9 protein-coding genes are annotated in these 22,902 nt (G+C 45.0%); all 9 read left to right on the forward strand.

The window, feature by feature from the left end:
* The first annotated feature begins 38 nt into the window (after positions 1-38).
* The 9 genes from MKX30_RS00170 to MKX30_RS00210 all read left to right on the forward strand — a co-directional run bounded on the left by MKX30_RS00170 (position 39) and on the right by MKX30_RS00210 (position 22,889).
* Positions 39-1,067: a helix-turn-helix transcriptional regulator gene (locus MKX30_RS00170; protein WP_053325430.1), complete on the forward strand. Its 1,029-nt coding sequence runs from the start codon at positions 39-41 to the stop codon at positions 1,065-1,067.
* A 158-nt stretch (positions 1,068-1,225) separates the two neighbouring features.
* A complete protein-coding gene (locus tag MKX30_RS00175) occupies positions 1,226-2,020 on the forward strand; it encodes an SDR family NAD(P)-dependent oxidoreductase (RefSeq protein WP_068938430.1) in 795 nt (264 codons plus the stop codon).
* Positions 2,021-2,113: 93 nt separating this feature from the next.
* On the forward strand, positions 2,114-2,416 hold the full coding sequence (locus MKX30_RS00180; RefSeq protein ID WP_023988590.1) for a putative quinol monooxygenase: 303 nt from the start codon (positions 2,114-2,116) through the stop codon (positions 2,414-2,416).
* 527 nt (positions 2,417-2,943) lie between these two features.
* The gene (locus MKX30_RS00185) at positions 2,944-3,471 is read left to right on the forward strand and encodes a GNAT family N-acetyltransferase (RefSeq protein WP_023988591.1); all 528 of its coding nucleotides are present in this window, start codon (positions 2,944-2,946) and stop codon (positions 3,469-3,471) included.
* A complete protein-coding gene (locus MKX30_RS00190) occupies positions 3,468-4,112 on the forward strand; it encodes an SAM-dependent methyltransferase (protein ID WP_080751617.1) in 645 nt (214 codons plus the stop codon). Before MKX30_RS00185 ends, MKX30_RS00190 begins: the two co-directional genes overlap by 4 nt.
* A 374-nt stretch (positions 4,113-4,486) precedes the next feature.
* On the forward strand, positions 4,487-5,272 hold the full coding sequence (locus MKX30_RS00195) for an S-layer homology domain-containing protein (RefSeq protein ID WP_279836326.1): 786 nt from the start codon (positions 4,487-4,489) through the stop codon (positions 5,270-5,272).
* A gap of 630 nt (positions 5,273-5,902) precedes the next feature.
* Positions 5,903-7,123: an ACP S-malonyltransferase gene (gene fabD / locus MKX30_RS00200; protein WP_338533581.1), complete on the forward strand. Its 1,221-nt coding sequence runs from the start codon at positions 5,903-5,905 to the stop codon at positions 7,121-7,123.
* Positions 7,098-13,190, forward strand: coding sequence for an aminotransferase class III-fold pyridoxal phosphate-dependent enzyme (locus MKX30_RS00205; protein ID WP_341062263.1), 6,093 nt, complete (start codon positions 7,098-7,100; stop codon positions 13,188-13,190). Before fabD ends, MKX30_RS00205 begins: the two co-directional genes overlap by 26 nt.
* Positions 13,191-14,015: 825 nt before the next feature.
* Positions 14,016-22,889, forward strand: a complete 8,874-nt coding sequence (locus MKX30_RS00210) for an amino acid adenylation domain-containing protein (RefSeq protein WP_445671557.1) — start codon at positions 14,016-14,018, stop codon at positions 22,887-22,889.
* Positions 22,890-22,902 lie beyond the last annotated feature (13 nt).

Below are 22,902 nucleotides of genomic sequence, written 5' to 3' on the forward strand. Positions count from 1 at the left end.
CTAATGAATATGTAAGTATATAAAGGAGGCCCATATGTATGAAGTCTCATACCTCTGACCGTATTAATATCCCGCCAGGATTGTGGGCAGGATTATGTCAATTAGGGTTTGGCGCTCACGACGTCGCTCGCAAAGCACGATTGCCGATCACCATTGTTACTGAACCAGTAGTCACCACCGCCCAATATTTCGCGATCTGGCAGGCATATTCTGATCTCATTGGTGACACTGCCCAAGGAATCATCAAGCTTGCGACCGTCTTTGATACAGCGAAGTACCCACCGACCGTCTTAGCGACTTACCACGCTCGGGACTACCGCGACGCTCTAAACCGAATGGCTCGGTACAAACAACTGTGTCCCCCTGAAAGCCTACATATCACTGAGGAGGGCGAGCACTGCACAATTGATCTGGAATGGCTATCTCCCGAGCAATCTGGTCCGCCGATGCTGGTTGGTATCACGCTGGCTTGTCTTCTGGAGATTGGACGCCGGGGCACAGGTCAACCTTTGACCGCGCAGCTTGTTGAATTTTCGCACTCCATGGGCGATGTACAGGCGCTTGAAGCTTACTTCGGCTGTCGTATCCGGATTGGTGCAAAACGTAACCGATTGACGCTGCATCGAAGAGATCTGGACCGCCCCTTTGTCTCGTACAACGAAGAGTTGCTGGAAATCCTGACTCCTGTTCTGGACCGATCGTTGGATGAACAGCAGCGCAACCGCTCAATTACCGAGATGGTCAAATGGATCATGAAACGTAGCCTTACAGGAGGGCGCCCCGACATTCAGGCTGTGGCGAAGGAGCTCGGTATGAGCGATCGTACCTTGCAGCGCCGGCTTACTGACGAAAACACGAGCTTCAAGCTTCTGTTGACACAAGCTAGACATGAGCAGGCACGAAAGTACTTGGTAGACCCCTCGCTTGATATTAAAGAGGTGGCATTCTTGATTGGATATGAAGACCAGAACTCGTTTTACCGCGCCTTCCGCCTATGGGAGGGTGATACACCTTCAAATTGGCGGACTGAACATCTAGGTACAAACTCGATATCAGGAGCACGCTAGGACTGCCGACTATTCATTGATTCAATTCCTAATGAGTTTTGTCATTTGGCGTGTTAAACAAGAACTTTGGCGCATTATACTAGTTACTGGACAATCCAGACAAGATAATATAATCACTATCCGGAGCACAAGACTGTTTTAAAAAGGAGAAGTGTATTATGGATATGGGATTAAACCATAAAACAGCTTTAGTTACAGGATCAACGAAAGGTATAGGTAAAGCAATTGCCATTGAACTAGCCAAAGAAGGTGTTAATGTACTAATTAATGGACGAAATTATGAAGAGGTAGAACGAACTGTAAATGAAATTAAGTCAGATTTCCCAGCTACCTCTCCTCAAAATGCCACAGCCGATATTGTGGATATTGGACAAAGAGATGCTTTATTCGAAAAATACCCCAATATTGATATTTTAGTTAACAATACGGGTATTTATGAAATTATGCAATATGAGGACGTAGACGATGAAGTATGGGAAAAATACTTCCGCACTAACGTTCTTGCTGCAAATGGATTATCAAAATTTTATTTACCTAAAATGTTGAAAAATGATTATGGCCGCATTATTTTTATTGCGAGTGAAGAAGCAATTATGCCTTCAGGACAAATGCCTCAGTATTGTATGACAAAATCTATGTTGTTATCATTGTCAAAAAGCTTATCTAAATTAACAATAGGAACAGAAGTTACAGTCAATACGATCATGCCAGGACCAACACTCTCGGAGAATGTGCACCAAATCATTGAGAGTATGTATCCTCATGAAGATATGACTTTTTTAGAAAAAGAGAAGGATTTTATGGTTACCAACCTGCCTCAATCTGAAATACAGCGATTTATCAAGCCTATTGAAATAGGTAGACTAGCTACATTTGTATGTAGTCCTTATGCATCTGCATTTAAAGGTTCTCCAATCCGTATGGATGGGGGAATGGTACCGACTATTTTTTAGCGCTTGTGGAGAAGCTTGCTGAAATTAGCGCTGACATTGCGGAACATTATGATAAGATGAAGTCAAACATTACTCGAGGGTAGGATGAGGATCATGAACCATTTTGCTATGTATGGAAAGTTGACGGCACGTCCAGGGCAAAGGGACGCTCTTGCAGACATCTTGCTAGAAGCGGCCGATCTGTTGAAGTCGAATAATGACTGCTATTTGTATATAGTCAATGTGTCAGACGACGACCCGAATGCGGTGTATGTGACCGAACTGTGGAAAGATGCAGATGCCCATGCAGCCAGTCTTAAGAACGAAGAGGTACTGGCGTCGATACAACGCGGCCGACCGTTGATTATCGGAGCGGAGCCCATTAAACTGCGTGCTATAGGGGGAAAAGGCCTGTAGGGTCATGATGCAATTGCTGCTACCACAGCAGCCGATCACTCGGTTGCTTTTAAGCTAACCAGCAGGATAGTCCTAATGAAACGCTTTTGTAACATGTGAAAGGTTGGCAGATAAAATTGGCCCTGGTATAATAAGGGTAATTCACTAAGGAGAGATTTTTTTGTCTGGAGCTGTTCTTTACTAATCCAATTCCATAAAAAGAGGTTTTCATGCACCTACTATTCGTCTGCCCAATTTTTGTATTACGGGTGGGATTTGAAAGCTTCGGAATTAGTTAAGAACAACGGATATTACCAGATCCTTAGGGATACCTGTTATAATGAGTCCAATCCGTGCTGGTTCAGCGCGGATTTTTTTTATGGCTCAAATAGCAGGTGATATGAGGGTAGGAATGACGTATGTTCATTCCTGCCCTTTTCTAATTTTTAGCAAAGGGGGATAGAAGGGAATTACTCCAATTTGGTCAAATACATCCAGACTTCTTGAATGAAAGATTCAATCTAAGTAAATAGAAAGGTGGACAATACATGAAACTTCAAACGAATCGGCTTATATTAAAAACACTTGATCTTAATTTAATCGAAGCAGCAGCCCAACGTGATATAGGTGCTATTGAAGCTTTGGGTTATAAAACCAGTGATGAATGGCCGGGTCCTGATTTCTTTGAAGCTTTACCTTATTTTCGAGAACTTTTGATAAAAAATAATGGCACTAGAGGTTTTGACTCTTGGATCATTGTGGAGAAGGATACCCAAGAAATTGTTGGAGGGATTGGTTTTTTAGGAGATCCTGATCAGAACGGTATGATTGAGATCGGTTTTGCAACGAATGAAAGCCATCGCCGCAAAGGCTATTGCTATGAAGCCGCTCAAAAATTAATAGAGTGGTCCTTAAATCATGAAGAGGTCCAAATCGTAACGGCAAGATGCGTACCTGACAATATCAGCTCTAAGAATTTGTTATTGAAGTTAGGATTTCAAATTGATCACAAAGATGAAGAATTGCTTTATTGGAAATATGAAATGAAGAAAGTAGGAGGGGGTCAGCAGAAATGATCCGTCGAGATCTAGATGACATAGATTTCATAAGAGCAAATTTAATGGGGCCTAGTTCGATTATCATGCTCGAGGAGCTATCGAAAAATTTGCCTTTGCAGAAAGGAATGCGAGTGCTGGATTTGGGCTGTGGGACCGGACTTACTTCTATCTATTTGGCGCAAAAGTTTGGCATAACCGTGTTTGCTGTCGATTTATGGATTAGTGCAACTGAAAACTATAGAAGATTCAGAGAGTTTAGTTTGGAAAGCCAAATTATCCCCATCCATGCAGATGCCTGCCACTTGCCTTTTGCGGAACAATACTTTGATGCAGTTATAAGTGTAGATGCGTATCAATATTTTGGAGCGAATGAGCAGTACTTAGATGACCATCTTGCGCCGCTAGTTAAAGAAGGAGGTAAATTGGCTATAGCAATGCCAGGGGTAAAGATGGAGTTTGATGGGGTTATACCCGTGGAACTGCAGCCGTTCTTGTCACTTAGTGAGGTTGATAATCAGTGGCATACATGCGATTGGTGGCGGAAATTATGGGAACAGTCGCCAAATGTTTACGTTGAATCGGTAAGAGAAATGAGATGCTTCTCGAAAGCTTGGTATGAATGGCTTCAGTGTAACAACGATTATGCACGTGCTAATTAAAAACGATAGTTCAACGCTATCAAAAACAGCCGAGCGCTCGGCTGTTTTTTTAACTAGTGGGCAGATTACATGAAGTGGTTAATCGATGCCAGGGTCGAACTTACAGGCTTAGGTCGGAAGAGTAATACAGGAGAAATCGGCCCATTAAGGCCTCCACAAGCTTTCTCAATTCCCGACGGGCTACCCGAATATGAAGAAGCTTTAGAACTTGTATCCATGGCATTTTTCAAACACTGATTGTCGATATTCCAAAATACTGTTTAACAGTACTTTTTTTCTCTCTAATATCATCATTTTCTTTTGAAATGCCGATATAAAATTGAGTCTAGAGAACTATTTTATACATAAATTTTACCTAAAGGAAGTGGAAAGAGATGTTGAAAAAGAAATGGCTTATCACCCCGTTGGTTGCGACGACACTGTTTTTCGGTCAATCTGCATTCGCGGCAAACACGTTTTCAGATGTGGAAGGAACAAAATATGAATGGGCTGCCGAATCGATTCGTTCCATGGTCGACAAGGGCGTTGTCAAGGGCTATGCAGATGGGACCTTCAAGCCAAGCAAAACTATAACGAAAGCGGAATTTGTACATATGTTTCACAAGCTTTTTCCAGAAATCGATCATTCTTCCGGCAAATCTTCCGACTTTGTGGATGCGCGTAAACACTGGGCGAATAAAGATTTTGCCGCAATATTCAACGGGGACTATGTTTGGCCGTATGCTGAAAGTGTTGGGGGGAAATATCCAAACTATCAATTCTATGTCAAGCCTGACAAACCATTGACCCGCTGGGATGTGATGATGATTGCCTCTCTTCGGACGGATTATACCAATCAGACGCTTCATCCTGAGATTGAGGAAGTGATTTCCGCAGCTGCGCAGTACAAGGATATGAAAGTTCGTCAGGCCAATTACAATGACAATTTCTCGGCCTACTATCCGGTGCTGTACATCGACAAGACTGGAGAAGAGTACTCCTATGATGGCGATTCCCAGGATCAAAAGGCAGAAGCATTCTACACCCTAACCAAGATGGGGGTCCTTACCGCTAATGAAGGATACCTTCGCCCCAAAGCGCAAGTCACACGGGCTGAAGCTGTTACCCTTTTACAGCGTTTGTACGAAGCCACAACCAAGTCAGTGGAGAATCGACACTAGCCGCTTGCACATTGTAGCCATCAAGGAAACTGCATAAGGAGATAAAGCGCTTTGGAGTTTTCTACTTATTTAGTAACGTATCTATGACGACGCCTAACCGTCGATTACTGTCGAAGGACAACAACTATGTATAATAAGTCGCCAAATTGGCGGCTTTTTTTGTTTTAACGATAGATGCGAGTCAATAGTTTAGAATACGAAATTTTCATGTAAATTCATTAAAAAGCTGAAAACAATTCCTTTTTTTAAACAAAAGAGGATATTCTTTTGGTTTATAAAATATATGTAGTATATATCACTGTACTTTAATTCATTTTAATGTTTATAATAAATTAATAGCCTTAATCTATTTCTTACACTCATCTATGATGCTGAAGTTTCTAAGTATCAACTCTGAACTTCCAGCACACTCCATTTTTTTACACTTCCAAGTCTACTTACACACTTTTATTTCTGATTACATCATGAAACTCAAAAACGATTTACTTTAACATGTCGATTACTGTTTGTTTGTGGCAAGACAATTTGTTGTTTTTGCTGTATCTATCTTAAATACATAGGAATGTGAACATCTGAATCCCATAAAACATTTGTTTTACCGCTTTTTTATGGTGAGGAAAGGGGTTGGACATGAATCGCATGACTTTGCTTTTTTCGGGACAAGGATCTCAGTATGTCGGGATGGGAGCGGCATGGCATGACGGTTTTTCAGAGGCAGGTCACATTTTTGAAGAGGCTGCTGATATTTTGGGGTATGATTTGAAAACTTTATGTATGAAAGGACCCATCTCCCAATTATCCAGAACATCCTACACCCAGCCTGCACTACTCACAATTAGTGTAATCGCATTCAGACGTTACATGCACGATGTTGGGATTATTCCCGAATTTTCTGCAGGGCATAGTTTGGGTGAGTATTCTGCATTGGTAAGCAGCGGAGTCTTATCGTTTGGCGATGCTTTGCGGGTGGTACAAGAACGGGGACGCTTTATGGAAGAAGCTTCAGAGGCCGGAGTGGGTTGCATGATTGCTGTTCGAGGGGCTGATTTAAATCTGCTAGAAGAGCTGTGCGATCACTATGACGTAACCAGTCAGCCTATTTCCATCGCTTGTTATAACTCCTCCTATCAATACGTCGTTTCTGGTCATCATGCCTCTGTTGCTGCGGTGGCGGGACAATTAGAGCAACGTGGGTTCCAAATTACCCGTTTGCAGGTAAGCGGCCCTTTTCACAGCCCGCTTATGCAGCATGCTGCTGACCGATTAGCATTGGAATTGCAAAAATATACGTTTCATGAACCGCTGTGGCCTGTCATTTCTAATGTTACAGCACTGCCATATACGGATGCCAACAGCATTCGTCAAGGTTTGCATTTGCAAATGATCCATCCAGTGCGGTGGATACAAACGATGCAGTATATGGAGAAACATGGGGTGAAGCAGGGAATTGAATTAGGACCGCGAACGGTGCTGAAAAACTTGGCAAAGGAAACAAACATCGCTTTTGAGGTGCTTTCCTTGGACAGAGACTTGGATCGGATTGAGCTGGAACGTCGTTTTTCGATCCGTGATTGGTTGGTCAAACCGTTGGCGCTGGCGGTGTCTACACCCAATGCCAATTGGAATGAGGATGAGTATCAAAAGGGGGTTATTTTACCTATTCACAGGTTGGAGGAGTTACTCAAAAGCATAGAATCGGGCAAATCTTCTTCTGCTTATGAACTAAGACGCGAAGCGCTGGAGTGTATTCGCCTGATATTGCAAACCAAACAAGTATCTGCAGGAGAGCAGGAGGAAGTTTTAGACCTTTTGAGGAGGGATCAGGATGGAGCAGTTTCAAACTTTAATTGAAATCATTCAGGACCGAGCCAGTAGAGCTGAAAATGGAATTATTTTCATTTCGGGTGATACACAGGAGGAGTATGTAAGCTACAGTCAGCTTCTGGAGCAAGCACTGCAGGTACTTCATCAATTGCAGGAAAAAGGAGTACAGCCTGGCAATAAGCTAATTATGCAAATTGAAGACAATCATACCTTTGTGAATGTGTTTTGGGGCTGTCTGCTCGGCGGAATCGTCCCCGTACCTGTAAGTATCGGGAATAATGATGAACATAAAATGAAGCTATTTAAAATCTGGAGTACCCTTACTTGCCCTTACATGATTGCGGATCATAAAGTATTAGAGCAGTTAGAAAAGTATTCTCATCAGCATGAGATGCTGGATTTCTTTGATTCTGTGAAAGAAGCGACCTTTTCTAGCCATGATTTTGATTATTCCGATCAGAACAAAGGGACCATTCATCAATCCAGACCGGAGGATTTGGCGTTTATTCAATTTTCCTCTGGTTCGACAGGTGATCCCAAGGGAGTCATGCTGACGCATGAGAATCTCGTATACAATATTCGGGATATCGCCAGTCAAACGGGAATGACTTCAAGTGATGCGTATCTGGGCTGGATGCCACTCACACATGATTTGGGATTGATCGCTTTTCATTTAACCTGTATCATCGCCCATGCCAAGCAGCTCATTATGCCAACAGCTCTTTTTATAAGACGTCCTTCATTATGGCTAAAAAAGGTGTCGGAGCATAAGGTGACTCAAATCTGTTCTCCTAACTTCGGTTATAAATTTTTCCTTGATCAATATAAATCCAAAACAGCGGATAACTGGGATTTGTCAAGTGTTCGCATGATTTTAAATGGGGCTGAGCCCATATCGGTGGAGCTTTGCCATGTATTTATGGAAGCCATGAGTGTACATGGATTAAAAAAAAATATCATGTATCCTGTATACGGCTTGGCAGAGGCCAGCGTAGGTGTCTCCACTCCACCTTTGGATAAAGATAATTTTGTTACTATTCATTTAAATCGGCAGCAGCTACATGTAGGTGAACCTATAGAAGAAGTAGATTCATCCGATAAGCGTTGTCTTACGTTTGCGGATTTGGGCTACCCCATGGCCAGCACCTCTGTTCGCATTTGTGATGAGCAAAATCAGGTACTAAAGGACGATGTAATCGGATACACCCAAATTTGCGGCAAAAATGTGACTGCCGGGTACTATAACAATCCTGAGGCTACCACAAAGGTCAAGACAGAGGATGGCTGGCTCATTACCGGAGATTTGGGTTTTATGAGAAACGGACGACTGGTGATTACAGGCAGAGCCAAGGATATTATTTTCGTGAACGGCCAGAACATTTATCCGCATGATATCGAAAGGATTGCAGAGGAACTGGACGGGGTGGATCTGGGGAAAGTAGCTGTCTGCGGTGTACATGATGCACAAACTAGACAGGATCGTATTGTTGTTTTTGTGATGCACACGAAAAAAATAGAGTTATTTTTGCCAACAGTCCAAAGGCTGAAAAGCCATTTGAATTATCGGGGAGGCTGGCATATTCAAGATGTAGTTCCAATTCGCCGTATTCCCAAAACTACTAGTGGAAAGGTTCAGCGCTACAAGCTGGCTCAGAGCTACGAGCAGGGAGAATTTGATGTAGTTTTGGCATCCCTAACCGAGGCCGCTCGAAATATACAGGAAGCGAACGATGCCCCTGTACCTCAAGGTGAGATCGAGCAAAAACTGATTGGGATTTGCCAAGCTATTTTAAATGTACAGTCAATTGGGACGGAAGACAGCTACTTTGATATCGGCGTAACTTCCTTACAACTCGTTCAGATCGTGGACCAATTAGAGGAACAGCTCGGGATTCATATTGAGGTAACGGACTTTTTCTCTTATCCGACTATCGCCAAGCTAGCTGGATATATATCCAGTCAGGGCTTAGGTCATAAGGTGAACACAGCACCGCAATTGGAATCCAAAGAGGAGGTAGAGGACCTGGATATTGCTATCATTGGCATGTCCGGTAAGTTTCCTCATGCGGATACACTGGAGCAGTTTTGGGCGAATGTAGCTTCCGGTACAGATCATATCAGTCCATATAGCGATGAAAGAAAAAAGGATGCCGAAGCTTTTATTTCCCGTCTGAATATGGAAGGCCGAAACATGCAAATCGCCGAAGGTGGCTATCTGGACGAAGTGGACAAATTTGACTACACCTTCTTCAAGCTGACTCCACGGGAAGCTTCTCTGATGGACCCGAATCAACGTTTATTTCTGCAAACTGCTTGGAGCACGATTGAGGATGCAGGCTATGGAGGAAAACAGCTGTCGGGGAAAAAGGTAGGGGTGTATGTTGGATTCTCCAAAACCAGCTTTGAATATGAACGATTGTTGTCCGAAGTGGAGCCAGGAGCGCTTCCAAACTTTGGCATAGGCAATCTTCCGTCCGTTATCTCCAGTCGGATTGCGTATTTGCTTGATTTAAAAGGCCCAGCACTGACCATTGATACGGCATGCTCCTCGTCACTCGTAGCGGTACATCTGGCGTGTAAGTCGATTTTGAATGGAGACTGTGAGATGGCTTTGGCCGGTGGAGTGAAGACCATTTTGCTGCCGTTGAAAGCTGGCATTGGCATGGAATCCTCCGATGACCGGGCACGAGCATTCGACGATCAGTCGGACGGTACAGGCTGGGGCGAAGGCGTTGGAGCCGTTCTCTTAAAGCCGCTCCGCCAAGCGGAAAAAGACGGAGATCACATTCTGGGTGTGATTAAAGGAAGCGCGATTAATCAGGACGGCAGTACGATTGGAATTTCCGCGCCCAATGCGCTGGCTCAATCAGAAGTCATTTCGCAGGCGTGGCGTGATGCACGGATCGATCCCGAGACGGTAAGCTATATTGAAGCCCATGGTACTGGCACCAAGTTGGGTGACCCCGTTGAAATTAAGGGCATTACCCAGGCATTCCGTAGATTTACACAGCGCAAGCAGTTTGTGGCGATAAGCACGGTCAAAACGAATATTGGGCATTTATACGAAGCTGCTGGGATTGCGGGATTGATCAAATGCGTGCTGTCGATGAAGCATCAACAGATTGCACCGCTCGTTCATTTTCGCACACCCAACCGGAACATCCATTTTGAAGAATCTCCGCTGTATGCCAACACTAGACTGAGGGAATGGAAGACAGACGGATTTCCGAGAAGATGCGGGGTGAGTTCCTTTGGCTTCAGCGGGACAAACTGCCACGTGGTGCTGGAAGAATATATAGCGAAAAAGAGTGCGGACCAAGAAACCACCGACCGAAAAAATGGATCATCGCCATTGCTACTGACACTGTCGGCGCGAACTGAAGGAGCTTTAAGTGAGTTGATTGCACGGTACGTGGATCGCTTTGAACGTGAGGAAGAATTGCCGATGGAGGATGTCTGCTATACGGCTAACACGGGCAGAAGCCACTTAACATACCGAGTGGCTGTGATAGCCGAAGGAGCGGAGGCTCTGAAAGCGAAATTACTTCAGCTTTATGAGCAGGGCAAGGCCATTGAAGGTGTATACATTGGAAAAGTAGATAGCAGTAGTGGTACAGAAACAGCCGTCGGAAGCTCGGACACTTTGCAAGCACTAGAGCAAGTAGCAGTGAAGTACGTACAGGGCGCACAAATAGATTGGGACACGCTATACGCAGGTCACCCGTACAAAAGGATTTCTCTGCCTACGTATCCGTTTGAAAGGAAAAGGTGCTGGATTCATGTTCCAGAACAGGTTCGAGCGGAGCAGACTGCACCCGTTTATAAAAATACAATAGTAAGGGAGTTTGAAACTATGGGGAATGAGTATTCGACGTCAGCGTCGTTTACTGAACAGTATAAATCTTCCATTGGAAAAAAATTAGCGAAAATGATCGGTAATGTGTCACAACTTAGTCTTGAGGAACTGGAACCGCAAACACATTTTCTAGAACTAGGGCTGGACTCCATTAATTTGTCCCAGGTCCGCCACAGCATCAAGGATACATTCGACCTGGATGTCCCAATGAATGAATTTTTTGAATCGCTGACCACGCTCGAACTGTTGACTAGCTACGTCGCAGAACAGGTGAGTATTTCCGTTTCTGACGAGGCAGCAGTTGGTGCTGTGGAAATCCAACCGAAAATACCCCTTAATCGAGTAGATGCTACTACAGTATCAACCTGGACAGGGCAGGATTCCAGCGCAATTGGTACATCGCCTCATGGAATAGTCACGTCCGGGCAAGACCCATTTCAAAGCACATCAGTTATAGCGACTTCTGCTGGTATCGAGCAGATTTTGCAGCAGCAGCTGCACGTGATGTCACAGCAGCTTGATGTGCTCCAAACTCAACCGACTCCTCCGACATCCGTTTCCCAATCATTTCAACCGGAAAGGGATTTGTCGTCAGCAAATAGAGGAAGCGCAGAGAGCTTTGAAACCAAACAGGAAGTTGCAACTGCATTAGCGACTGTTCCACCTGTACTAGCTGTTCCGAAGAAGGCAGGCCATGAAGCAAAACCGTTTACACCTTATAAAAAGCTGGAGGTCAAAGCTCATGAATTGCTTTCACACCGCCAAGAACAACATCTGCAAGAGCTGATTGAGCGCTATACTGCTCGGACGCGAAGCACCAAGCAGTACACTCAGCAGTATCGGTCTGTCTACGCGAATAACCGTAATGTAGCCGGATTCCGGCCTATTTTGAAGGAAATGGTCTATCAAATTGTTTCTCAACGTGCAGACGGGTCCAAAATTTGGGATTTGGATGGGAATGAATATGTAGATTTGACCATGGGCTTTGGTGTTAATCTGTTTGGACACAATCCAGCCTTTATTCGTGAAAAAATTGAGGCAGAGCTAAAGAACGGCATGTGTGTCGGACCTATGTCCAACATGGCAGGACAAGTCGCCGAGAAGATTTGCAAGCTGACCGGTGTAGAACGGATCGCTTTGTACAATTCCGGCACCGAGGCGGTTATGGTTGCCCTCCGTTTGGCGCGTGCTGCCACTGGACGAGCCAAAGTAGCCATTTTTGCTGGCTCCTATCACGGTACGTATGATGGTGTGCTTGCGTTGGGTAGTGCAGGCAATAATAAGGAGCATTCCACACCTCTGGCGCCTGGTATCTTGCAGCACATGGTGGATGATATCGTTGTACTCAATTATGGAACAGACGAATCGTTGGATTATATACGTACACATGGGCAGGAGCTGGCTGCTGTGCTAGTGGAACCAGTGCAAAGCCGTCGTCCCGATTTTCAGCCGAAGGCCTTTTTGCAGGAGGTTCGTCAAATCACGGAGCAATCCGGTACAGCTTTTATTTTTGATGAAGTGATTACAGGCTTCCGAATTCAACCGGGAGGCGCTCAAGCGTGGTTTGGTGTACAGGCTGACCTTGTGACCTACGGTAAAATTATTGGCGGCGGGATGCCGATCGGTATCGTAGCAGGGAAAGCCGCCTTTATGGATGGGATTGACGGAGGCACCTGGAGCTTCGGAGATAATTCCTATCCTCAGAATGAGCATCGGCGAACCTTTGTAGCCGGTACGTTCTGTCATCATCCGCTGGCGATGGCGGCATCCCTAGCAGTGTTGAATTATTTGGAAAACCACGGCGAGCAGCTGCAAAATCAGTTGAACAGCCGTACTTCAGCGTTGGCAGCAGAGTTAAATAGTTACTTTACCCATGAGCAGATACCCATGAAGATTGTTCACTTTGGTTCACTATTTCGCTTCGTACTCAAGGGTGATCTGGAGCTTTTCTTCTATCACATGCTGGAAAAGGGTATTTACATCTGGGAAGGGCGGAACTGCTTCTTGTCGACCGCTCATACAGAGGAAGATATTGCGCGGATCATACAAGCTGTCAAGGACAGTGTAGATGAGCTGCGTAAAGGGGGATTCTTGCCTGATCTGACCCCGAACGGGAAAGGCCCAGGTCCAGGTAAGCAAAGTGTGTCTATAGCCGACCCTTCAGAAGTATCGACAGTGGACGTGGATGAAACGGTCATCCCACTAACCCCGGATCAAAGGCAGTTCTGGTTCGCTTAATGTCAAGAAACGAAGTGACTTCCATCTTGATACGCGAACGTATATTAATGAGAGAAGTTAAGTGAACTGTCCAATCCCGTATTGATGTTGCCGGAAAATTGAGTAAAGTGCACTTCGGCGTCTTTACCCTCCAAATTTGATAAAATGTCAGGTTCTATTTTTAGGACTTGGCATTTTTAGTAGTGTGGGTATCAGTTATGAAAAAGCCAGTCGGAGAGGAAGAAAATCGAAAGTGGGCCGTGAGGCTGCGTTGAATCGACAGGTGTCAACAAAGGTCATATTTTGCAAGTGGTTGTAATTGCTCGTAAAGGGCAGAGCAACCGTATTCAAGCTTACTAGCGCAGACATAACTTTATTCGTCATCGTGAATTCTTACAATGCGTATAGCTTCATCGAATTAAATTGTCATAAATTAGATGATGAATTCTAACATTTACTTTTAAATTGTGTCTTTAATTTAAGCTTTGAGTATCATAACTTTTAAACTTTATGAGGACGCATGTCAGCGAGTAAAAGAAAATATTTGAGTTTTTAAGAATCAATACTGGAAAAAAACTATATCCTGCATAATAAGTTGAATAAAAGAATTTAGCCATTAATGGTTTAATAAAACAAATTAGATCCTCGTTTTACCAGATGGATAATTATATTTTATTAGTATAAGGATGGTTCCTTATACAGTGGACCGTTCATATTTACCTTCCTATGAGAACTTTATCTTGTACCCCTAGCTAGGTTATATCGTGCTTTTTAGGCTAGCGTCACAGTTGGAAAGGATAAAATTAATTCCTTGAATACCCCATAGTAAAGGAGTCTGAAAAGATGGTGAATGAGTATTTTTCGACGGAATCTGCTTCCAATCCCCAAAAATCTACGATTACTAATAAACTGTCAAAAATAATCGAAAGTGTATCCCAACTCAGTCCAGACGAATTAGAGCCGCAAAAACATTTTTTAGAACTTGGTTTAGACTCTATTCTTCTGTCTCAGGTTAGACACAGCATTAAAAGTACGTTTGGCTTGGATATCCCGATGAACGAGTTTTTTGAATCACTGACTACGCTGGAGTTGCTGACAAACTATATTGCTGATAGGATAGCCTCGACCTCTGAAGAATTGTTCCAGAATTCGGAGGAGCATCAGCTGGCTGTGTCGTCTAGTATCACTTCTTCGGTACCTTCCGTTTTGTCGGGCTGGAGTCAAAAATCTACTATCCCTATAGAAGGCCCCGCACCACAAGAAAGCAAGCTATCAAATAAGGATGTATTTGCGGGGAGAGAACGAATTTTAGAAATGCAACTTCAACTCATGTCGCAGCAGATGGAAATACTGTGTCAATCTCGGCTTGCACCAGTGGCAATGCCTGAATCGCTTTCACTACAAACTGCTGTCGAACCTCAGACATCCGCGATGAAGGAGGTAGCTGCCACAGTTACTTCTGTTTCCCCCGTACAGGCTTCCGTGTCAGCTGTTTTGCCAGACAGAAAAAAATCGAAAGCATTTGTTCCCTATCAAAAAATAAATGTACAAGCCCATAATTCACTTTCACTTAGGCAGGAAAAGCATCTGCAAAAGTTGATTGAACATTACACGATGCGCACACGAAAGACCAAAGAGTATACTCAGCAATACAGGTCTGTATACGCCAATAACCGGAATGTGGCCGGATTTAGGCTTGCTCACAAGGAAATGGTGTATCAGATTATATCCCAGCGTGCAGAGGGTTCTAAAATTTGGGATCTGGATGGTAATGAATATATTGATTTGACGATGGGGTTTGGGGTCAATTTGTTTGGTCACAACCCATCCTTTATTCGTGAATCGATAGAAAAGGAAATACATAACGGAATGTGCCTTGGACCGATGTCCAATATGGCCGGGCAGATTGCCGAAAAAATTTGCCAAATGACAGGCATGGAACGAATTGCGCTATATAACTCGGGGACAGAGGCGATTATGGTTGCCCTTCGGTTAGCACGGGCTGCCACCGGGCGGGAAAAAGTGGTGATTTTTTCTGGTTCCTATCACGGTACCTTTGACGGAGTATTGGCATTGGGCGGAACAACGGATGGCAGGGAACAACATTCCACTCCTCTCGCACCTGGTGTACTACAGCACATGGTGGACGATGTCGTTGTGCTCAGCTATGGAACGGACGAGTCACTCCAATATATCCGCTCCAATGCCCATGAACTGGCTGCTATTCTCATAGAGCCAGTGCAGAGTCGTCGCCCTGATTTCCAGCCCGCAGCTTTTCTGAAGGAAGTACGCCAGATTACGGAGCAATCCGGGGCCGCGTTCATTTTTGATGAGGTAATTACGGGCTTCCGTATTCAGCCGGGGGGTGCGCAGGCGTGGTACGGCATTGAAGCCGACCTTGTAACTTACGGTAAAATCATTGGCGGCGGTCTTCCCATCGGTATCGTGGCAGGGAAAGCATCGTTCATGGATGGAATTGATGGAGGAATGTGGAACTTCGGAGATGACTCTTATCCACCGCATGAGCAACAGCGGACGTTTGTAGCGGGAACTTTTTGCCATCACCCCCTGGCTATGGCAGCTTCCCTAGCCGTACTAGAGCAGTTGGAGAAGGACAGGGGGCAATTGCATAACGAGCTAAATAGTCGTACGAAGGCGTTCGCAGCAGAACTGAATCACTATTTTACGGAGGAACAGATACCTATAAAGGTCGTTTACTTCGGTTCCTTGTTCCGTTTCGTCCTTAAAGGTGACTTGGAACTATTCTTCTATCACATGCTGGATAAAGGAATTTATATATGGGAAGGCCGGAACTGTTTTTTGTCAACGGCTCATACTTCGGAAGATATAGAGCGGATTGTACAGGCAATTAAAGAGAGCGTTAATGAGCTGCGCAAAGGAGGATTTCTGCCGGATCTGCACCCTCATGAGAACGATCTAAATAAGGCTTTTTTTCCTGAAACTGCAACTGCAAACCTTAAGGAATCGACGATTAAGCTGACTCCGGATCAGAAGCAATTATGGTTCGCCTCAGTCTCGGATTCAAAGGAATCGCAGTCGCTTCATGAGACTGTTTTACTGCGTTTCCGGGGTCCGCTACATGTTAAGGAATTTAATGAGGCTGTCCATTGCATCGTTAAACGCCACGAAGCCTTACGCACCTTTATGGGGGAGGACGGAGAAACGCAGATCATCGCCTCGGCAATGGCTGTCAGCATTCCGCTACATGATATCAGCAGTCTTTCTGTAGAGGAACAGAAACATGATATCCGTGCTTGGATGGATAAGGACAGGGAGACCGTATTCCCAATAAGTGCGGGGGAACCTTTATTCCGTATCCAGCTTTTAAAAACGTCGAATGAGAAGCACATCGCTGCATTTACATTTCATCATCTGATTGCAGATGGCTGGTCCATAGGTGTGTTTTTCCATGAATTGGAACGATTTTATTCCGCTTGTGTACGGGGGGAACACTGCACGCTTCCCGATCCTGTTCCGTTCCGAGATTTCGCAGCATGGCAGCAAAACCAGTTAGAGGCAGGTGGAGCGGCTGCCCTTGCTTTTTGGTCAGATGTACTTGCGAAGCCATTGCCCGCCCTTGACTTGCCGTCTATCCAACGCAACATCAGTTCTCCTTCTTCGCGCGGAGCACGGCACACCATTGTGGTGGATGCGCCTCTGGTGAAGCAACTGAAATCAGTCAGTATTCGGCTTGGCAACAGCTTATTTGTGACTTTATTGTCTGTTTTTCAGCTTTTCTTGCACAGACTGACAGGCCAAAATCAAATAATGGTAGGTATTCCAACCGCAGGGCAATCTCATATGGGTGTGTCCCCGCTAATTGGCAACTGCGTTAACTTGCTTCCAGTGATTTGTGAGGTAGACTCTGGAGCAACGTTCACGGAATTCACACAGACGGTCAAGCGAGTAATGCATACGCTGGATGCTTATCAGAAATACAGCTTTGCCGGACTTGCCCAGATAGGATTAAGCCATTTGCCCGTCCTTAAAGTATTGTTCAATATGGATAGGCCCATTCCAGAGTTTCACTATTACGGACTGGAAACAGAATTGTTGGAGCATGAAATATTGTCCTGTCAATATGAGTTGTTTCTGAATGTTACGGAGTCTGGTCAGCAGTTGCGGCTTGATTTTGACTATGCTGCGAGTCTTTTTCAACAAGACACTATGGAAGTATGGGCGCAATACTTTTTACATCTGCTGAGCTCGATTGTGCAGGAAGACGGAATGCGTGTATCTGCGCTGTCTTTGCTTCGAAGTACGGAAAGGAAGCGGCTTCTGGAAGTGTGGGCGACATACGCGGATTCTAAAGGGAATTATCCTTGTGTCCTGGACAAATATAAACATCCGTCTCCTACGGGTACCATCGGACAAGTATATTTGGCCACATCCGCTGGTTTACTGGGAACGACGTTGGAATGGGCTTATATCGAGGTTGGAGGGAGAATTAGACATATCGGTGCAGCCGACCGAGATGTTCTTATTCGCGGGCATCACGTGAATCTTGAGCAGATAGAGAAACATCTTTTGCAAGCACTGGATTTGGATGCCTGTGTTTTGACGGCACGAAAAGACGGTGAGAGCAGTAACTCTTCGTATCTAGTGGCTTATATAGTGGACAATAATTCTAATTCGTGGGATATAGCGAAGCTGCAAGAGAGTGTTAGCTCAATACTTCCTGATTATGGGCAACCTCGCTTTTGGGTTCTGATGGATAGCATCCCTCTTTTGGCTGATGGGAAGCCGGATTTTCAATTATTGCCGAAACCAGAAGATATCAAGATAGAGGACTCGCAGAAGCAGGTTTCTGACGGCAATATGACTGAGGACAAACTGATATCTATATGTAAGGAAGTTTTAAATGTATCTGATATCCGATACAACGATAATTTTTTTCAAATGGGTGGAGACTCTTTAAAAGCGACTGTTCTTCTAAGCAGAATTAACAAGGAATTCGAAGTATATATTCCGCTGGTACAAATTTTACATTTGCAAACGATTGCACAACTGGCTGCACATGTAAAAGGAGGACAAAAGCGAAAGTTTGAGCCGCTTGTTCGGGCAGATTTACAGCCCTTTTATCCGGTATCTCCCGCTCAAAAAAGAATGTATGTGCTGGATCAACTGGGTGGAGGTGCAGCGTATCATGTATCAGGTCAACTGCATATAGAGGGAGAGTTACACGTTTCCAGGTTCATTGATGCAGTGAAGGAGGTTTTTTCACGGCATGAATCCTTTCGGACGTATTTTGAGATAGTAGACGGGGAAACCGTGCAGAAGGTACAGGATATGCTTTCACTGGACATTCCTGTTACTCCAATTTCCGAAGAGGATGCTAATCACGCCCGTGAACTGTTTATTCAGCCTTTTGACCTGAGTAAGGCTCCTTTAATTCGTGCTGAGCTGTTCGCAATCCATCGTGACCAGTTTATGTTGCTGATCGATATGCACCATATCATTTCAGACGGCTTCTCGATGGCAGTATTAATGGATGAGATCAGCACGCGGTATCAGGGTGTGCCACTTGCCCCCGTTGACGTGCACTACAAAGACTATGTCGTTTGGCAAAAACAACATTATGTCGGAGACAGCCAAGCAAAGGATGAAGCATTTTGGTTAGACACGTTGGATGGCGAGCTCCCTGTATTGGACCTGCCAACTGACTTTGCTCGTCCGTCAAGTCAGAGCTTCGCAGGGGACAGCCTTACCTTCATTGTGCAATCCAAGCTGACGGATAGACTTAATCAATTGACAAGAGACACGGGAGCAACGCTCTTTATGGTGCTTTTGGCAGCTTATAATGTGCTGTTAAGCAAATACTCCGGGCAAGAGGACTTCCTCGTAGGTACACCGGCAGCGGGTAGAGGGCATGCGGATACGGAAGCAATGATCGGCATATTTGTGAATACTTTAGTTCTCCGTAATCGACCGCTGGCATCCCAGCCATTCAGTGCTTTTCTGGAGGACGTCAAACATAACACTCTGCTTGCGTTGGAGCACCAGGAATATCCATTTGACCAACTGGTCGACAAACTGGATCGAGTACGCGATGTAAGCCGCAATCCCATCTTTGATACGATGTTCAGTCTGCAAAATAAGGGAACAGAGGTCATTGAACTCGGCGGACTTCGTTTGCAACCGAATGAGTTTAATTTAGGTGTATCGAAGTTCGATCTTTCATTACATGTAACGGAAACTCAAGACCAGTTAACTTTAACCTGGGAGTATGCGACCAGCCTATTTAAGTTGGAGACGATTGAGCGATTTGCCCTCCATTATATAAAAGTGTTGGAAATCGTAACTCAAGATGTCGGAATTCGCTTGGCTGACATGGATATGCTGACAGAAGAAGATAAGCACTTATTACTATATGAGTTCAACAACACCTCTGCCTATTTTCCGCGGGATGCAACGATTCACGGAAGGTTTGAGCAGCAGGTTAGCAGGACTCCAGATGACATGGCAATCATATTTGGAGATAAGTGTATGACTTACCAAGAGTTAAATGAGCTGGCGAATCGTTTAGCGCGAACGCTGCGGGCGGATGGAGTGGGACCGGATCAGCCGGTGGGGATTATCGCTCAGCGTTCACCTGAGATGATGATTGGCATCTATGCAATTCTAAAAGCAGGTGGAGCTTATGTACCCATTGATCCGGGATACCCACAGGAAAGAATTCAATATATGCTTGAAGATTCGAGAACACAACTGGTGCTGACACAACCACAGTTTGCAGAACAGCTGAAGCAATATGCGGACTGCAAGGTAATGGTGTTGGATTATGCTCCCACGATCATGGTTTCTCAAACGTCCAGATCGACGGAGCCTACGACCGACTGCATGAGTAGCTGGCATGAAGATGCCTCCAACCTTGCGCCTGTAGCAGAACCAAACCATGCGGCCTATATCATCTACACATCCGGTTCCACAGGGAAACCGAAAGGGGTTATTGTTGAGCACCGCTCAGTCGTGAATCGGCTCTGCTGGATGCACAATAGATATGGGCTGAGCGAAGAAGATACGATTTTGCAAAAAACTGCCTTTACTTTTGACGTATCCGTATGGGAGTTGTTCTGGTGGTCGATGGTGGGCTCAAAAGTAAGCTTGTTGCCAATCGGTGGAGAAAAGTCTCCCGAACAGATCCTGAACACGATTAATGAAGACAAGGTGAGCACCCTTCATTTTGTACCCGCGATGCTGCATATTTTTCTGGAATATCTGGAGCAGCAACCAAGGGAAACGGTGCAAGCACAATTGAAAACGTTAAAACATGTATTTGCCAGCGGTGAAGCATTGCCTCCTCAGCAGGTGGCGCGTTTCTATCGAATTATGTCAGGGATTGGAAGCGCAAAACTAATTAACTTGTATGGTCCAACAGAAGCTACTGTAGACGTTTCATTCTTTGAATGCGAGCCTGTGGAAGAGCACTCGGTGATCCCGATCGGTAAACCGATTGATAATATTCAATTGTATGTTGTACAGGAAGGTACGGAGCGATTGCAGCCGATTGGAGTGGTGGGAGAACTTTGTATCAGTGGTATAGGAGTAGCCCGTGGCTATCTTAATAGACCGGAATTGACCAAGGAGAAGTTCGCTGCCAATCCGTTTAACAGCGGAGCGGAGGATTATGAGCGGATGTACCGCACAGGAGATTTGGCGCGTTGGATGCCTGATGGCAACATTGAGTATCTGGGTCGGATCGATCAACAGGTAAAAGTGAGAGGATATCGTATTGAACTGGGCGAGATCGAAGCGCAGTTGCTGTCTATAGACGGAATCCAATCAGCAGTAGTCGTAGCGCGGGAGAACAAAGACGGCTACAAGGATTTGTGTGCATACTTTGTGGCTTCTGAGCCATTAAGTCCGCTGGACGTGCAGAATGCGCTCAAGCAAAAGCTACCGTTTTATATGATTCCAGCATATGTGGTGCCAATGCAGCAGCTTCCTCTTACATCCAATGGAAAAACGGACCGAAAAGCGTTACCTGAGCCGGACCGACATGACTCTTTGCAAACGGATTATGTTGCTCCGAGAAATGATGTGGAAAAGGCGTTGGTTATGGTATGGCAAGACGTTTTGGGAAGTGATCATATAGGCGTTCGAGATCATTTTTTTCTGCTTGGCGGCGATTCTATTAAGGCTGTTCAGGTGGCCTCACGCCTGCGTCAGCATGGTTATTCCCTTGACATTTCTCTTTTGATGGAGCACCCGTTCATTGAGGATCTCAGCAAGCTTGTGACAACTTTGTTCCGCTACACAGACCAGAATTCGATACATGGAGAGATTCCAATAACATCGATTCAGCGGCAGTTGAATGAACTGGGCACATTTTACACCTTGCGGACGGCAACATCCATGCTATTTGCAGGCAACCCGGACTTCGATGAGGATCTGTTACGGTCTGTGCTGCAAACATTAACTACTCATCACGAGGGATTACGGCTTGGTCAGGCGTCGATCGACGAACCGTCAATCCTTGTATACCGAGATGAAAATGAAGAATTGTTCACACTTGATGTGTTCTCTCTAGTAGATGATGACCATGAAGCTAGCAAGCAATTACAGAGCGAATGCTTCCAGATTCAAAATAGTTATGGAATGTTTGAGGGACCCAGAGTACGCGCAGGCTTATTCCGGATGTCGGGCTCCGACCAGTTCTTCCTTTCTGTAGATCCGCTAGTGGCTGATCCCACATCTTGGCGTATCCTGCTTGAGGATTTCACAACTGCCTATGAACAAGCTCTCAACGGGGAACCGATAGTGCTTCCTGACAAAACAGATTCTTACCGCTCCTGGATGCGGTGGCTAGAAGACTATGCAGACAGCAAAAAGCTGGCCAAAGAGAAACTCTACTGGCTGGATAAGGTTAATTTTGATGGAGAATTTATACCGAAGGACCATAAGACATCTGCACATTCCGAAACACTTCGTCCAGTAGAACATTGCATCATACAGCTTTCGGACGAGGAAACAAGCCAACTGTTGACACGGGCTAACCAAACCTATAATACAGTGACCGCTGAGTTACTGCTTGCTGCATTGGGACTGACTATAGTGGAATGGTCCGGACAGTCTAAGATTTCCATTGGATTTGAACATTATGATCGGGAGCAACAAACTGTGACTTCGGACAAACCGGACCTTTCAAGAACCGTAGGTCAATTCGGTTCCATATATCCGCTTGTTTTGGACATGGAGCCTGGGGAAGACAGTTCTCTTTTGCTCAGAAACGTAAAGGAGACGGTCCGGCAAGTGCCCAACCAGGGTTTAGGATATGGATTACTAAAATATGGTTCTGCAACCTCCGGCAGATCGGAATTTAATGCTAAGTATTACCCGGAAATTGGCTTCCGCTTGATTCATTCTGAATCGGTCAGTTCCTCTCACTTTCATACATCGCCTATGGATGTTGAATTAGGGTCCAGCCAGAATTGTAGCATTTCAGATTTAGCCTATCCCCTCTATCTGGATGGGCGGCTGAAAGACGGTAAGCTTTCCATCTGCATGCTTTATAACCATCACGCGTATGAAGCAGATACTATCCGAATGCTTCTGTTGCGTTTTGAACATCATTTGTCGGGCATTATTCAGCATTGTCTGGACCAATCCGAACGGCAACTAACACCATCAGATGTGGGAGCACGTGGTTTGGATCTGGATGAGTTTGAAGACATGAGGCAGTTTTATGAGAATCTATAACGATTCGTACGAG

The sequence above is a fragment of the Paenibacillus sp. FSL P2-0173 genome, assembly GCF_038008045.1.
Classification (GTDB): domain Bacteria; phylum Bacillota; class Bacilli; order Paenibacillales; family Paenibacillaceae; genus Paenibacillus; species Paenibacillus polymyxa_B.

Coding starts and splice junctions, on each gene's coding strand:
- MKX30_RS00170 (WP_053325430.1), top strand. CDS start 39: ATGAAGTCTCATACCTCTGACCGTATTAATATCCCGCCAGGATTGTGG.
- MKX30_RS00175 (WP_068938430.1), top strand. CDS start 1,226: ATGGATATGGGATTAAACCATAAAACAGCTTTAGTTACAGGATCAACG.
- MKX30_RS00180 (WP_023988590.1), top strand. CDS start 2,114: ATGAACCATTTTGCTATGTATGGAAAGTTGACGGCACGTCCAGGGCAA.
- MKX30_RS00185 (WP_023988591.1), top strand. CDS start 2,944: ATGAAACTTCAAACGAATCGGCTTATATTAAAAACACTTGATCTTAAT.
- MKX30_RS00190 (WP_080751617.1), top strand. CDS start 3,468: ATGATCCGTCGAGATCTAGATGACATAGATTTCATAAGAGCAAATTTA.
- MKX30_RS00195 (WP_279836326.1), top strand. CDS start 4,487: ATGTTGAAAAAGAAATGGCTTATCACCCCGTTGGTTGCGACGACACTG.
- fabD (WP_338533581.1), top strand. CDS start 5,903: ATGAATCGCATGACTTTGCTTTTTTCGGGACAAGGATCTCAGTATGTC.
- MKX30_RS00205 (WP_341062263.1), top strand. CDS start 7,098: ATGGAGCAGTTTCAAACTTTAATTGAAATCATTCAGGACCGAGCCAGT.